Source organism: Sarcina ventriculi, assembly GCF_900456775.1.
Classification (GTDB): domain Bacteria; phylum Bacillota; class Clostridia; order Clostridiales; family Clostridiaceae; genus Sarcina; species Sarcina ventriculi.
Genome location: NZ_UAUL01000001.1, coordinates 403,787 through 419,869, shown reverse-complemented (window position 1 = coordinate 419,869; position 16,083 = coordinate 403,787). Strand labels below are relative to the sequence as shown.

General features: G+C 28.6%; 15 protein-coding genes. 14 read left to right on the top strand and 1 reads right to left on the bottom strand.

Annotated elements, in window-relative coordinates; translation table 11 throughout:
- Positions 1-6 precede the first annotated feature (6 nt).
- The 7 genes from DR020_RS01865 (at position 7) to DR020_RS01835 (ending at position 7,755) form a co-directional block, all read left to right on the top strand.
- Positions 7-1,584: a catalase gene (locus DR020_RS01865; RefSeq protein ID WP_112365101.1), complete on the top strand. Its 1,578-nt coding sequence runs from the start codon at positions 7-9 to the stop codon at positions 1,582-1,584.
- 202 nt (positions 1,585-1,786) lie between these two features.
- On the top strand, positions 1,787-2,551 hold the full coding sequence (locus DR020_RS01860; protein ID WP_235865658.1) for a nucleotide-binding protein: 765 nt from the start codon (positions 1,787-1,789) through the stop codon (positions 2,549-2,551).
- Positions 2,548-3,438 (top strand): ABC transporter substrate-binding protein, encoded by an 891-nt coding sequence (locus DR020_RS01855; RefSeq protein ID WP_112365100.1) that lies wholly within the window; start codon positions 2,548-2,550, stop codon positions 3,436-3,438. The genes DR020_RS01860 and DR020_RS01855 overlap by 4 nt, the downstream gene beginning before the upstream one ends.
- Positions 3,439-3,440: 2 nt before the next feature.
- The gene (locus tag DR020_RS01850) at positions 3,441-4,481 is read left to right on the top strand and encodes a FecCD family ABC transporter permease (protein ID WP_408069125.1); all 1,041 of its coding nucleotides are present in this window, start codon (positions 3,441-3,443) and stop codon (positions 4,479-4,481) included.
- The gene (locus DR020_RS01845; protein ID WP_055258328.1) at positions 4,481-5,260 is read left to right on the top strand and encodes an ABC transporter ATP-binding protein; all 780 of its coding nucleotides are present in this window, start codon (positions 4,481-4,483) and stop codon (positions 5,258-5,260) included. Before DR020_RS01850 ends, DR020_RS01845 begins: the two co-directional genes overlap by 1 nt.
- Positions 5,261-5,283: 23 nt before the next feature.
- On the top strand, positions 5,284-6,534 hold the full coding sequence (locus DR020_RS01840) for a nitrogenase component 1 (protein ID WP_235809700.1): 1,251 nt from the start codon (positions 5,284-5,286) through the stop codon (positions 6,532-6,534).
- Between the two features lie 9 nt (positions 6,535-6,543).
- Positions 6,544-7,755, top strand: coding sequence for a nitrogenase component 1 (locus DR020_RS01835; RefSeq protein WP_112365099.1), 1,212 nt, complete (start codon positions 6,544-6,546; stop codon positions 7,753-7,755).
- Positions 7,756-7,859: 104 nt separating this feature from the next.
- Here the strand turns inward: DR020_RS01835 and DR020_RS01830 are convergent, their stop codons facing one another.
- Complete coding sequence (locus tag DR020_RS01830; protein ID WP_112365098.1) at positions 7,860-9,614, bottom strand: 1-deoxy-D-xylulose-5-phosphate synthase; 1,755 nt, start codon at positions 9,612-9,614, stop codon at positions 7,860-7,862.
- A 359-nt stretch (positions 9,615-9,973) separates the two neighbouring features.
- Here DR020_RS01830 and aroF point away from each other — a divergent pair, with 359 nt between their 5' ends.
- From aroF to DR020_RS01795, 7 genes are read left to right on the top strand one after another with little or no spacing between them, the layout of a single operon-like run.
- Positions 9,974-10,987, top strand: coding sequence for a 3-deoxy-7-phosphoheptulonate synthase (gene aroF / locus DR020_RS01825; RefSeq protein WP_112365097.1), 1,014 nt, complete (start codon positions 9,974-9,976; stop codon positions 10,985-10,987).
- 19 nt (positions 10,988-11,006) lie between these two features.
- A complete protein-coding gene (aroB, locus tag DR020_RS01820) occupies positions 11,007-12,074 on the top strand; it encodes a 3-dehydroquinate synthase (RefSeq protein WP_112365096.1) in 1,068 nt (355 codons plus the stop codon).
- Positions 12,075-12,090: 16 nt separating this feature from the next.
- Complete coding sequence (gene aroA / locus DR020_RS01815; protein WP_112365095.1) at positions 12,091-13,368, top strand: 3-phosphoshikimate 1-carboxyvinyltransferase; 1,278 nt, start codon at positions 12,091-12,093, stop codon at positions 13,366-13,368.
- Positions 13,365-14,435, top strand: a complete 1,071-nt coding sequence (aroC, locus tag DR020_RS01810; protein WP_112365094.1) for a chorismate synthase — start codon at positions 13,365-13,367, stop codon at positions 14,433-14,435. Before aroA ends, aroC begins: the two co-directional genes overlap by 4 nt.
- Before the next feature lie 22 nt (positions 14,436-14,457).
- The gene (locus tag DR020_RS01805; RefSeq protein WP_112365093.1) at positions 14,458-14,739 is read left to right on the top strand and encodes a chorismate mutase; all 282 of its coding nucleotides are present in this window, start codon (positions 14,458-14,460) and stop codon (positions 14,737-14,739) included.
- Between the two features lie 3 nt (positions 14,740-14,742).
- Complete coding sequence (gene aroE / locus DR020_RS01800; protein ID WP_112365092.1) at positions 14,743-15,570, top strand: shikimate dehydrogenase; 828 nt, start codon at positions 14,743-14,745, stop codon at positions 15,568-15,570.
- A 5-nt stretch (positions 15,571-15,575) separates the two neighbouring features.
- Positions 15,576-16,067: a shikimate kinase gene (locus DR020_RS01795; protein ID WP_235804568.1), complete on the top strand. Its 492-nt coding sequence runs from the start codon at positions 15,576-15,578 to the stop codon at positions 16,065-16,067.
- The last annotated feature ends 16 nt before the right edge of the window (positions 16,068-16,083 follow it).

The following is a 16,083-nucleotide window of genomic DNA, read 5'->3' as shown; positions in this document are numbered from 1 at the left end:
ATAGTTATGGGAAGTAAAAATAAGTCAAAGAAGAATTTAAGTAGGAACAAAGAAAATAAAGATATAGAAGAATATGATGTTGTAAATAAAGAAAATGAAGATATAAATAATGATTGCTGTACATCATATTTAACAACTAATACAGGTTCTTTAGTTTCTAATGATACCAATTCAGAAACTGTTGGCTCAAATGGACCTGTACTTATTCAAGACGTTCATTTAATAGATAAGATGGCTCATTTTGATAGAGAAAGAATTCCAGAAAGAGTAGTTCATGCAAAAGGTGCAGGAGCACATGGATATTTTGAAGTTTATAGATGCATGGAAGAATATACTTGTGCTGATTTTTTACAAGTACCTAAAGCAAAAATACCTGTTTTTGTTAGATTTTCAACAGTTATAGGCTCTAAGGGGTCGGCAGATACTGTAAGAGATCCTAGAGGGTTTGCAGTAAAATTTTATACAAGTGAAGGTAATTATGATATAGTTGGAAATGATATTCCAGTATTTTTTATAAGAGATTCAATAAAATTTCCAGACGTGATACATTCGCTTAAACCTTCTCCAGATACTAATTTAAAAGATGTAAGTAGATTTTGGGATTTTATTTCAAATAGTCCAGAAGCAATGCATATGATAACATGGCTTTACTCAGATAGGGGAACTATAAAAAGTTATAGGCATATAGATGGATTTGGTGTAAACACTTATGTTTGGGTAAATTCTAGGGGAAAAAGAAGGTATGTGAAATACCATTGGAAGACAATGCAAGGTGTAGAGACTATAGATAGACATGAAGCTGAGATACTTGCAGGTTTAGACCCAGATATTGCAGTTAGAGATTTACACGAAGCGATAGAGTGTGGTAAATATCCTAAGTATGAACTTTATGTTCAACTTATGGATGTAGAAGAAGCTGAAAATTTACCATTTAATCCTTTAGATGATACTAAAACTTGGCCAGAAGATAGGTTTCCTTTAAAAAGAGTTGGTATGATGACTTTAAATAAAAATCCAGAAAATTTTTTCGCTGAAGTTGAACAGTCTGCATTTTGTCCAGCGAATATAGTAAGAGGTATAGAATTTTCAGACGATAAAATGCTTCAAGGAAGAATATTTTCATATTCAGATACTCAAAGATATAGATTAGGTATAAATTTCACTCAACTTCCAATAAATAAAGCAAAATGTCCAGTAGATAATAATAACCAAGATGGCTTAATGAGATATGATTACAAAAAAGGAAGTGTAAATTATAAACCCAATTCACTAAATGGAAATAAGCCAATAGAAGCACCAGAAGAAAGAGTTGAATGTGTTTATGTAGAGGGAAATATAACTAAAGAATCTATAAAGAAGACTGATGATTTTACTCAAGCTGGTGAAAGATACAGAGGGCTTAATGAAAATGAAAAAACTGCTTTAGTAGACAATATATTATCAGAGCTTTGGCAAGTGCCAGAAAAAATTCAAAGAAAGCTGATAGAACATTTTACAAGATGTGATGAGGAATTTGGAGATAGAATAGCTGAAGGTTTAAATTTAAAAAGTAAAAAATCTATAAATAAGTATAAATTTAAATAATAATACAATGAGATAATTTATTAATAAAAAATAGTTAGTATATAAAACATTATTTATATTACTAACTATTTTTTTATTTATATTCTTAATTATCAACTATTTATAAAACATTTTTCATTAAAAATAATAGAAAAATAGTTAAAAAATAGAAAAATAGTTAATAATGAAAATCATTATCATAATATTATTTATAATATAAAAAATTGCTGTTTATGGTAAAGGTGGAATTGGAAAATCTACAACAGTATCAAATTTATCAGCTGCTATATCAAAACTTGGATATAAAGTTATGCAAATAGGATGTGATCCTAAAGCGGACTCTACTAAAAATTTAATGGGTGGAGTGTTTATACCGTCTGTTTTAGATGTTATGAAAGAAAAGGGCGATAGTTTAGAGTTAACGGATATAGTATTTCAAGGATTTAATGGCGTGCTATGTGTAGAAGCTGGTGGACCAAGTCCTGGAGTTGGATGTGCTGGAAGAGGAATAATAGCTGCTTTTGAGAAGTTAGAGCAATTAAAGGCTTTTGAAGTATATAAGCCAGATGTAGTTATTTATGATGTTTTAGGTGATGTAGTTTGTGGTGGATTTTCTATGCCAATAAGAAATGGATATGCACAAGATATTTATATAGTAACATCAGGAGAAATGATGTCTATGTATGCGGCTAATAATATATCAAGAGCTATTAATCAGTTCAAGAGTAAAGGATACGCATCATTAAAAGGATTGATATTAAATGCTAAAAATGTTGAGAATGAAGTCTATTTAGTGGAAAAATTATGTGAGGAAATAAAAAGCGAGATATTCAAATATATACCAAGAGATAAAACAGTTCAAGAATCTGAAAATAGAGGAAAAACTGTTATTGAATATGACTGTGAATCAAGTATGGCAAATGTTTATTTTGATTTGGCAAAAAAAATATTAAATGATAATGAGAAAGTTGAGGAAAATGTTATATGATAAAGAAATTTTTTATAGCTATATTGGCAAGTATGTCAGTATTAGCAATAGGATGTGGAAGTGATAATAATGGTACTAAAGAAGTAAATAATACTGTAGGAGAAGTTCAGGAATTAAAGATAGCATCTGGAACAGTAGCTGCAACACAAGTTATGGATAAATTAGAAATGGAGTTAGTTGGAGTACCTCAAACAAGTACTGAATTGCCAAAAAGATATGAGGGGCTAACGCAAATAGGACAAGCATTTTCACCTAATTTAGAAGTTGTAGTTTCATTAGAAAGTGATTTATTAGTTCTTGATAGTAATTTTAAAGAAAAATTAGATGAGCAAGTTAAACAATATGGAATAAATACTTTTTATTTTAACACAACTACCTTTGAAAATTTTAAAAATAGTATATTAGAACTTGGTAAGTTAGGCAATAAGGAAAGTAAAGCAAAGGAATTAGTTGAAGATTTACAATCTTCTGTGGATGAGGTTTTACAAAAAGCAAATAAAGATAATATTAAAGTTGCAATAGTTTTTGGAACAGGTGAGAGTTATATGTTAGCTACTGATAAATCTTATGTTGGAGATTTATTAAATTCTATTGGAATTTCTAATATAACAGATGAATTGGAGGCAGATTCAGCTTATGTAAACTTTAGTATGGAACAAGTTTTAGATATTAATCCGGATTATGTATTAAGACTTGCTCACGGAAATATAGAAGAGAGTAAGGCTGGCTTTGAAAAGGAATTTAGTGAAAATCCTGCATGGAGTTCAATAAAAGCAAGTGAAAATGGAAATATTTACGATTTAGACCCAAGTATTTTTGGAGTTTCAGCAAATCTTAATGTTAAAGAGGCTATAACTGAGCTTGGAAATATATTCTATGGTGAATAATAATGGAGAGTAACAAAAATATGCTACTTAAGAAAAAAGATGGACAAAGTTTTAAGGAAAAAATTAGTAATAATAAAAAGGTAGCAATTATTTGCGCAATGAGCGTAATCTTAATACTGCTTATATTTATTTTTTCAACTGTTGGAAGTGTAAATTTAAGTTTTAATGAAATAATTTTAGCTTTGATAAAAAATGATAATAAGGTGGTTGTAACAATTGTTTATCATATGAGATTGCCAAGGAATATATTAGCTGTTTTAGTTGGAGCAAGTTTAGCTGTATCAGGATGTCTTTTACAAGCAGTAATGAAAAATCCATTAGCAGATCCAGGAATAACGGGGGTATCTTCAGGGGCTAGCGTTTTTGCAATATTTATACTTTTGTTGTTTCCTAAATATACTACAATATTGCCTATGATAGCTTTTTTAGGTGGAGCATTTGCGTGTATATTAGTGTATTTGATGGCGTGGAAGAATGGATTAAATCCAATGAGAGTTGTTTTAGCAGGTGTTGCTATAAATTCAATACTTGGAGGAGTTATCTCATTGTTAACTACAATGTATAGCGATAGAATACAAAGTGCTTTGCTTTGGTTAAATGGAAGTCTTGCATCAAAAACGTGGAATGATACTAAAATAATTGCAATTTATTCATTAATAGGACTTATATTGTCTTTATTTTGTATAAGAGGAGCAAATGTATTAAGTCTAGGTGATGATACTGCGATTAACTTGGGATTTAATGTTGCAAAAACAAGAATTATATTATCCGCTATATCTGTATTTTTAGCTGGAACTTGTACGGCAATTGTTGGAGTGATAAGTTTTGTAGGATTAATAGTTCCTCATATAGGAAGAATGATAATTGGTTCAGATCACAAATATTTAATACCATTTTCTATGGTATTGGGGGGTAGTGTTTTGCTTATAGCAGATACAATATCAAGAACGATACTAGGGGCTGTAGAACTTCCTGTTGGAGTTGTTATGTCTATACTTGGTGGACCATTTTTCTTGTATCTTTTAAAAAGGGGAGAAAAATAGTGATAAGTGTAAATAATTTAAATTCAGGTTATGAAAATAAAGAAATAATAAAGAATTTATCAGTAAATATAAAAGAAGGAGAAATAGTTTCTATAATAGGTCCTAATGGGTCTGGGAAATCTACTCTATTAAAATCTTTAGGAAAATTTTTAAGGAAAAATAGTGGAGAGGTATTTATAGATAAAAAAAACGTAGATATCATGAAGATTAGTGATATAGCAAAAATAATGTCCACACTCTCACAACACAACTCTTCTCCAGATGATATAAAGGTTAGGGATTTAGTTTATTATGGGAGAATACCTCATAAAAGATGGTATGAGATGAAGAATGAAGAGGATGAAGAAATAGTTAATTGGGCATTAAAAAATACATGTACTGATATTTATTCTGAAAGAAGGATATTAGAATTATCAGGTGGAGAAAGACAAAGAGTATATCTTGCTATGGCACTTGCTCAAAAACCTAAAGTATTACTTTTAGATGAACCAACAACTTATTTAGATATGTGTCATCAATTAGAACTTATGGATCTTGTTGTAGATATAAATAATAGGTTTAATATGACAATTTTGATGGTTTTGCATGATTTAAATCAGGCTGTTAGATATAGTCATAGGGTGATAATAATGAAAAAAGGAGATATAGTTGCAGATGGTAAACCAGAAGATATCATAAATGAAGAAATTATAAATAATGTATATAATGTAAGATGTGTTATCAATAAGGAACCTGTAAGCAATAAACTTCATATATATCCTTTAGAAGTTTCTTATTAATAATGATGAAAGGTGTAATAATTTTGAATTATAGTTTAAGTGTTTTAAATAAATTAAAAGATATTAAAGAGGACAAGGATATTAAAGCGTTAAGTTCTGCTATTTTCCCAGGCACACATTGTCCACTATTTGGAGTTGCATTAACTGCGTCTTATGTTAAAGATATGGCTATGTTAGTTGTTGGAACAAGTGAATGTACTTATTATACCAAGGTTTTTAGTAATAATAGGCAAAAGGGAATGGATAAGGTTTATTCTCTTGTAATGAAAGAAAAAGAAGTGGTTTTTGGGGCTTATGAGCAAGTAAAAATGGCAATAGAACATATTATAGAATATGAAAAACCTTCGGGAATAATGGTTGTAACAACTTGTGTACCAGAATTAATAGGAGAAGATTATAAAGATTTAGAGAGTAGTGAAAATAATTTTGGAATACCTATATTTGTTGTACAAACGGAGCATTATAAATGTAATAGTCATATACCTGGAATGATGAGAGCTTTAAATTCTTTTTGTAATATTATGCAAAAGCAAGATGATTTGGATGGGGTTAATATATTAGGGCATAGACAAAGTGGTATTGAGAATACAGAACTTTTTAAAGTGTTAACTTCTAAAGGTATTAAAGTGAATGTTATAATACCATCAAAGTGTACGATAGAAACAATAAAAACAGCACCTAAAGCTAAGTTAAATATAGTTACTGATATGATAGCTTTAGAATTAGCTGAAAATATGAAGAAAAATTTTGATATTCCTTATGTATTTTTTGATAAAAATATGGACAAAAAAATAATAAATAATAATTATAAAATGATAAGTGAATTGTTGAGTATAGATTTAACTAAATATTTAGAGAGTATGGAAAAAGAATATGATGAGTGTTTAGAAAAAATTAAAAAAATTACTTTTGGAAAGTCTTTTATATATGGGAATACTCCTATGATGCCTTGTGAAACTTCATCTTTTTTAATTGATTTAGGGATGATACCAAAACTTATTCAATTAAGGGAATTATATAATGTAGATTTAAAGTGGAAAAAGTATATAGTAGATAAAGGATATAATCCGTATGTAACAAGGATTGCTAATATTGCACCACTAAGAGAGTTATATAGTGAAATAGGCGCAGATATTTATATAGGTCATGAGAATCCAATGTTATTAAAATCTAAAGGTTTAAAGCAAATAACTCTAGATAATAATGCTCAAAAAATCGGATATGAGTTACCTATAGCAATTATGAATGATTTAATAAATAAGTTTAAAGATTAAGGGGTAAATATGAAACTTTATAAAAATTTAGTAGTACCATCAGATAGAATGGGATTAATATGGACGCTATGTACAATAGAAAATGCATGTATAGTAGAGTTTGGCCCAACTGGGACAACCCATTACGCAGTTGAGGCTATAGGTCAATTAAATGGAGAAGCTTTAGCTAAAATATATTCAACGCATATGTCAGAGACAGATATAACTTTTGGTTCTTATGATAGATTAATAGATTCAATAAGAGAAATAGATATAAATATTAAACCTAAATATATATTTGTTTTAACATCTTCTATAACATCAATTATAGGTAGTGATATACATGGTATATGTAGTGAAATTAGTCACGAAGTAAATGCTAAGATTATACCTATTGATATAGGGGGATTAAAAGATGATTATAATAGAGGAGTTGAAAAGGGATTTGAATTAATAGCTAAAAATATAGTAAAAGATAATTTGGAGAAAACAGATACATTTAATATCATTGGTTCTAATATAGATTGTTTTAATTTTTTATCTGATTGTGAAGAAATTAAAAGAATGATGAAATCTATATTTAATAAAGAAGTTAATACTATATTTACAGCTTATACAGATATAGAAAGTTTAGAAAATGCATCTAAGGCTAATTTAAATATAGTGCTTAGAGGAGAAGGGCTAAAAGCAGCGGTGTATATGGAAAATAAATTTAAAATACCATATATATATTATAAGCCTATAGGCTTTACTCAAACTATGAAATGGATAGATATGATAAAAGAAAAAACTAATTATGTTATAAACTTGGATAACATAAAAGAGGAAGAAAAGCTTATAAAAAAACATATGTTTAGAGTAAATATGAAAATAAAATTACTTAAAAATAAAAATATTGCTATATTTGCTGATAAAGATACTTTATTATCAGTTAAGGAATTTATGAAAGAATTAAATTTTAATGTTCATAGAGCTGAAATTATTCATAATTGCAAAGTAGATGATGAAGGCGTAATTGTAGATAGCGGAGAATTAAACATATTAAAATATTTAGAAAATGAATCACTAGCTATGTTATTAGCAGATGGTGGAACTTTAAAGATGAAACATAAAAGTAATCTTGATATACAAATAAGTAATCCTAATTTTGAAGAGGTAAAGGTAAATCCATATAATCCATTTGTTGGTTTTAGAGGAACTATATATTTTATGGAAAAAATATTATCGATTAAAGAATTTTAATTGAATATAAAAAATAATAGAGTAGGTTATACTTTTACCTACTCTATAAATATTTTAATGTTTATGCTTATAACATTTTTTAATCTGTTTTTTTAGTTTTTTTATTAGTAAACAGATTTTTTAATATAAGCAGTTAATTGTTCTACAGACATTCCATTTTCAGCTAATAATTCATCGGCTTTAAAATCTGTATGGAAAGCTTTTGAGATTCCATAATTTTTTACTTTGATATTCATGTCGCCATAGAATGAAGCTATTGTTTGACCGTAACCACCAATTAGTTCTCCATCTTCTAGTGTGATAACTAGTTCATGGTTTTCTTTTAATTTAGTTAGTAATTCTTCGTCTAATCCAGTTAAGAATCTAGGATTAATTACAGTAATTTCAAGTCCAGTTTCCTCTTTTACTTTCTTTGCAGTTTCTAATGCCATTGGTAACATAGCACCTACAGCAAAAATTGCAACTTTAGAACCTTTAATTTCTACTTTATTTTTATTATATACAGAATAATCTGTGGTATCTTCTACGCCTGATTGCGTAAATACAACAGGAACTCTAATTGCTACTGGATGCTCTTTTTGTGTTGTTGCAAATTTAAACATTTGTCTATATTCTTCTTTGCTTGCTGGAGCAAGATAAATAAGATTTGGGATATGAGCAAACATTTGAATATCACATAATGCAATATGAGTATTTGTATTCATACCATATATACCAGGTGATACTACAAGCATAGTTGCAGGGTTATCATTTAAGCAAAGGTCATGAGATATTTGGTCATAAGTTCTTTGGAAAAATGGAGCAAATGTACCAAATACAGCTGTACCACCGTTTTTAGCAATACCGCTACTCATAGCAACTGCATTTTCCTCTGCAATTCCGACGTCTATAAATTGCCCTCTTTTAACATATTCTTCTCTAACATCTTTCATAAATCCAAGTACCATAGGTGTTCCAGCATTTAGTACTACGGCTTTATCATTATTATCAAGTAATTCTTTTAAAGATTCAAATACTGTTGGATCAAGATTGAAGCCACCACCTTTTGATGAACCGTCTTCTATGTTAAATGGGCCTCCAGCATGCCATAACTCACGGTTTGCTTCTGCATATGAAAGTCCCTTACCTTTTATAGTATGAATATGAAGAACAATAGGATGATCAATTCCTTTTACGCTTTCAAAAAGTTCTATTAATTTTTCTATATTGTGTCCATCATCTAAATATTTATATTCTAAACCAAAGGCTTTAAACATATTGTGGTTACTTTCACCATTATTTTCTCTTAATTCTTTTAATGTTTTATAGATACCACCATGGTTTTCAGCTATGCTTTGGTCGTTATCGTTAACTATAATAATTAAATTATTTTTATATTCTCCAGCATAATCAAGTGCTTCTAAAGCCTCACCACCTGAAAGTGAACCATCACCAATGATTGCAATAACATTTTCATTGTTTTTTTTCAAATCTCTACCTTTTGCAAGACCTAAAGCAAGAGATACAGACGTTGAAGTGTGTCCTATTGTAAATAAATCATGTTCACTTTCTAATGGATTTGTATAACCAGTTACATCACCAAAATGATTTGAATCCATAAATGCTTGTTTTCTTCCAGTAAGAATTTTGTGAGGGTAAGATTGGTGAGATACATCAAATACTATCTTATCTTTTGGTGAATCAAATACATAGTGCATAGCAATAGTTAATTCTACTACTCCAAGATTAGGTCCACTGTGTCCACCAACATTACTTATTTTATTAATTAGAGCGTTTCTAGTTTCGTCTGCTAATGTTTGAAGTTGTTCTTTTTTTAATTTTTTAATATCTTCTGGACCATTAATTTTTTCTAAATACATATCTTTTCCTCCAATTTATAAATATTTTGAAAAACTTATTTTTATCATAAATTTTTAATCTAAATACATTTGGTATAACTTTGTTTACCTAGTATTTTAGTATGAAGTTTTATTGCCTTATTTATTCTTTTATGTTAAAGTTACTTCAACATCGTAACTTAAATTCATTTTAATACTTAAAGTTAACTCTAAGTCAAGAGTTTTTTATTAGATTTTAAAATTTTAATGAATTTTACATATAATATAATTAGGAGAGGGTGTTGCGATGATTAAAAAATAATTATTTAAAATAAAAATAGAATTTTGTACATATAAAACCATAATAATAAAGATACAAATACAATTTAAGGAGAGCAAAAATGATAGTAAAATTAAATCCCAAAACAAAAAGTGAAGATATTGAAAGATTAATAAAAGAGGTAGAAGACTTAGGTGTAAGTGCTTCCTTAATTGAAGGATTTGAAAAATCAGTAATAGGTTTAGTTGGGGATACTACTCTAATAGATGAGAAAAAATTAGAGGGTAATAAAATAGTTGAGAAAATAACTAAAGTTCAAGAGCCGTTTAAAAAGGCAAATAGAATGTTTCATCCTTTAAATTCAGTATACGATGTATTAGGACAAAAAATTGGTGGGGAAAAGATTGCGTTAATTGCAGGTCCATGTTCAGTAGAAAGTGCAGAACAAATAACTAATATTGCTTCTAGTGTTAAAATGTGTGGAGCAGGATTTCTAAGAGGTGGGGCGTTTAAGCCAAGAACTTCACCATATAGTTTTCAAGGATTAGAACTTCAAGGACTAGAACTTTTAAAATTAGCTAAAAAGAAAACTGGACTACCCATAGTTACTGAAATAATGTCAACAAGTATGATTGAAAAATTTAATGAAGAGGTAGATATAATACAAGTTGGAGCAAGAAATATGCAAAATTTTGACCTTTTAAAAGAACTTGGAAAAATAAAAAAGCCAATACTTTTAAAAAGAGGATTATCAGCAACTATAGAGGAATTATTAATGTCAGCTGAATATATAATGGCTGGGGGTAATGAGCAAGTTATTCTTTGTGAAAGAGGTGTAAGAACTTTTGAAAATTATACAAGAAATACTTTAGATTTAAGTGCGATTCCTGTAATTAAAAAATTAAGTCATCTTCCAATTATAATAGACCCAAGTCATGCAACGGGTAAATCATGGATGGTAGAGCCTTTATCTAAAGCTGCCATAGCAGCAGGAGCGGATGGACTTATAATAGAGGTTCATAATGACCCTAAAAATGCTCTTTGTGATGGGCAACAATCAATAACTCCTGAAGAATATAAAATATTGGTTGAAAAACTAAAGAAAATAGCAAATGCAGTAGATAGAGAAATTTAAAGAAAAGAGTTGACTTATATTGAAAAAATTAAAAGTTAATCTTAAAGATAGAAGTTATAATATTTTAATAGATAAAAATTTGAAAAAAGATTTTGGAAAACTTATAAAAGAAGTTTTTAATGGAAAAAAGATATGTGTAATAACTGATGATAATTTAAATAGTTTATATGGAGATTTTTTAAGTGATGTACTAAAAAATGAAGGCTTTTTAGTTAATGTAGTTTCAATAACTCCAGGTGAAAAGAGCAAAAATTTTAACACTGTTATTCCAATATATGATAAACTTTTAGATTTTAATTTAACAAGGAGTGACTTAATAGTTGCTTTTGGTGGAGGAGTTGTGGGAGATTTAGCAGGATTTATAGCTGCTACTTTTTTAAGAGGAGTAAAATTTATTCAAATACCAACATCACTTTTAGCTCAAGTAGATTCAAGTGTTGGAGGGAAAGTTGGAATTGATATTGATAGGGGAAAAAATTTAGTAGGTGCTTTTTATCAACCAAGTCTTGTTTTAATTGATACTAAAATGTTAGAAACTCTTCCAGAAAAATTTTTAAATGATGGTATGGGAGAGGTAATAAAATATGGATGTATAAAAGATAAAAGCCTTTTTGAGAAATTAAGTATTTTTAGAGATAAGATAGAGTTTTTAGAAAATATAGATGAGATAATATATACTTGTTGTGATATAAAAAGGCAAGTGGTTGAAAATGATGAAAAAGATACTGGAGAAAGAATGATATTAAACTTTGGTCATACATTAGGTCATAGTATAGAGGTTAACTATGGTTTTGAACGCTATACTCATGGTGAGGGTGTTGGCATTGGAATGTATTTAATAACTAAAATAAGTGAAAGTTTAGCTTTAACAAAACCTAAAACAGCAGAGAAAATAAAAAATTTATTGATAAAATATAATCTTCCTTTTGAAACTTGTAAGAGAGTAAACAACGAGGAAATTAAAAGGTCTATATTGAGTGATAAAAAAAATTTAGAAGGTAATTTAAATGTTATATTACTAAAAGATATAGGAGAGAGTTTTATTTATAAAACAGATATTAGTTTTTTTAATGGTTTAGAATGTTAAGTAAAATGGAGGAAAAATGAAAGAAGTAACTATAATTCCTAAAAGGTTAGGTGGTTCTTTGAAGATACCGCCTTCAAAAAGCATGGCTCACAGGGCTATTATATGTGCAGGTCTTAGCAAGGGAAATAGCATCATAGAAAATATTGAGTATTCTGATGATATTATAGCAACCATAAATGCTATGAGGGCTTTAGGAGTAAATATAATTGAGGATAAAGATAGACTTATAATAAATGGAGAAAATATATTTAGTAATGATTCAAGGGTTATAGATTGTAATGAGTCTGGGTCAACTTTAAGATTTTTAATGCCTATAGCTTTGATAAAAAATGGAGAATCAAGGTTTTTAGGTAAAGGTAATTTAGGAAAAAGACCTTTAAAAACATATTATGATATTTTTAGAAAGCAAGGGATTGCCTATACCTATGATGAGGGTATTTTAAATACTTTTGTTAAGGGAAATTTAAAAGCTGATGAATTTAGAGTAGAGGGTAATATAAGTTCTCAATTTATAAGCGGACTTTTATTTGCGCTTCCTCTTTTAGATGGTGATTCAAAAATAGTCATAACAACTAATCTTGAGTCTAAGGGATATATTGATTTAACTTTATTTATGTTAGATAAGTTTGGAATTAAAATAGAAAATTTAAATTATAAAGAATTTAGGATTAAAGGGAATCAAAGTTATAAGCCTTTTAATTACAGGGTTGAAGGAGATTATTCTCAAGGAGCTTTCTTTTTTGCAGCTGGAGCATTAGGAAATAACATTGTATGTTATGATTTGGAAGAAAAATCAAAACAAGGTGATAAAGAGGTTTTGGATATTTTAGAGAATATGGGCAATACTTTAATAAAAGAGTTTAAGGAAGATAAAAAAATAGGATTAAGTATAGTTAGTAAAGAGTTAAAGGCAAGTGTAATTGATGCATCACAATGTCCTGATATAATTCCTATTATAGCTGTTGTTGCTTCGGTAGCGAAGGGCGAAACAAGAATAATTAATGGAGAAAGGCTTAGAATAAAGGAATGTGATAGATTAAGTGCAATAGCTACAGAACTTAAAACTTTAGGTGCAGATATTAAAGAAACTGATGATGGTCTTATAATAAATGGTGTAAAAAATCTTAAGGGTGGAAAAGTTTCAAGTCATAATGATCATAGAATAGCTATGAGTTTAGCTATTGCATCTACTGTATGTATAGGGAATGTGGTTATAGATAATGGAGAATGTGTTAAAAAATCTTATCCGAATTTTTGGAGTGATTTCGAAAGTTTAGGAGGAAAAATAGAATGAGTGGGAATTTTGGAAAAAAGATAAATTTATCTATTTTTGGTGAATCTCATGGCAAGGCTATTGGTATTGTTATAAATGGTATCGAACCTGGCATAGAGATAGATTTAGAGAAAATAAAAAAAGATATGGCAAGGCGTGCTCCTGGAAGAAATACTTTGTCTACTCAAAGAAAAGAAGGAGATAATTTTGAAATTTTAAGTGGTTTTTTTGAGGGATATACAACTGGAACCCCACTTTCTGTAATAATTAAAAATAATGATACAAAATCTAAAGATTATTCAAAGATAAAGAATTTAGTGAGACCAAGTCATGGAGATTTTTCTGGTTTTGTTAAATATAATGGGTTTAATGATTATAGGGGTGGAGGTCATTTTTCAGGAAGGATAACAGCTCCTTTAGTGTTTGCTGGGGCTTTAGCAAAACAAATATTAGAATCAAAAGGAATTTATGTAGGTGCTCATATACAAAGGGTTGGAAAAGTTGAGGATGATAGCTTTGATAGAGTTAATTTAAATAAAGAAGTTTTAGATTCTATATCAGTCAAAGAGTTGCCTTTGTTAAATAATGAGAAAATAGATGAAATAAAGAGAGAGATACTAAATGCAAGACAAAATGGAGATTCTGTGGGGGGAGCCATAGAGTGTAGTTTGATAGGAATAAACCCTGGTATTGGTAATCCATTTTTTGATTCTTTAGAAAGTGTAATAGCTCATTTAGCTTTTTCAGTTCCAGCAGTAAAAGGAATAGAGTTTGGATTAGGATTTGACTTTGCAAAAGAAAATGCATCAAAAGTAAATGATGAATATTACATTGAAAATCGTAAGATTAGGACATATACAAATAATAATGGTGGAATAGTTGGAGGGATAACAAATGGAATGCCAGTTGTTTTTAGAGTTGCAATAAAACCGACGCCATCTATAAGTAAAGAACAAAGAACTGTAAATATAAAAACAATGGAAGAGGGAATATTAAAGATAGAAGGGCGACACGATCCTTGTATTGTTCAAAGGGCTGTTGTTGTAATAGAGGCAATAGCGGCGTTAGCTGTATTAGAACTTTTATAATTTATATGAAAGAGGTGATTTTTTGAAAGATTTAAATGAGTGCAGAAAAAGAATAGACGAAATAGATGATACACTTATAGCGCTTTTTGAAGAAAGAATGGAAATAGCTACAAGCGTGGCGGACTATAAGATAAAAAATAATTTACCTATATTTAATAAGGAAAGAGAAGACCAAGTTATAGAAAAAAATTTATCTAAAATAAAAAATAAAGATATAAAGAAATATGGAGAAAAAATGCTTCATTGTCTTATGGATTTAAGTAAAGACTATCAAAGAGCTTTAAGTGATAAGGATAAGAGGTAACAAATGATGAATTTTGGATTATTAGGGGAGAAGTTAGGTCATAGTTTATCTCCTAAAATACATAGGATAATTTTTAAAAAGTTAAATATAGAAGGAACATATGCTTTATTTGAAATAAAAAAAGAGAATTTTTGTAAGGCTTTAGATAGTGTTAAAACTTTAAATATACAAGGAGTTAATGTAACAATTCCTTATAAAGAAGATATTATAAAGCAAATTGAATTTATATCTTCTGAGGCTAAAAGAATTGGTGCTATAAATACTGTTAAAATTATAGATAATAAAGTTTTCGGATATAATACGGATTATTATGGTTTTGGATATATGTTATCTAAAGGAAGTATTTCTATAAAAGGAAAAGATTTTTATGTTTTAGGTTCTGGGGGAGCAGCAAAAGCTGTTGTTGCTTATCTTGAGGATAATGGGGCAGAATCAATAAATTTAGTTTCAAGAAATAAAAAAAATGCAAAAGAAAGTTTTAGTGGCTTTGATGTAAATGTCATTGATTATGATGATTTAAAAAGGAAAAAAGGATATTGCATAATAAATACAACTCCTGTTGGAATGTATCCTAAAATAGATTTTTCACCAGTTGACAAGAAAGTAATAATTAATTTTAATGTTGCCGTAGATATAGTTTATAATCCATTAGAAACTAAATTTTTAAAGATGGCTAAAGATTTAGGGTTAAAATGTATTGATGGATTGTATATGCTAGTTGGACAAGGCGTGAAAGCAGAGGAGATTTGGAATGATATAAAAATAGATAATGAGATACTAGATATAATATATGAAAGATTAAAGAATATTCTAAATAATAAAGAGGTGTAAACTGCTTGGGGAAAAGTGTTTTATTAATTGGTATGCCAGGTTGTGGCAAGACAACTTTAGGTGAAAAATTAGCAAAAAGCATAGGATATGATTTTGTTGATATGGATAGATTTATAGAAGAAAAAACGGGAAAGAGTATAGTAGAAATTTTTAAAAGTGGAGAAAAAACTTTTAGAGATATAGAAACCACTACATCTGAAAAACTGGGAAAATTAAAAGGAGTTGTAATATCATCAGGCGGTGGAATTGTAACGAGAAAACAAAATATTGATTATTTTAAAAATTTTACAATTATATTTATAAATAGATCGTTAGATTTAATAGTAAGTGATATAGACATAGAAAATAGACCACTTTTAAAGGATAAAAAAGACCGATTGTATGACTTATATAATGAAAGAATAAATTTATATAAGACATTTGGAGAAAAACACATATTAAATGATTCTACAATAGATGTTGCAATAGAGCGATTAAAGGAAGCTATTATTTACTAAGTTAGCAATATAATTT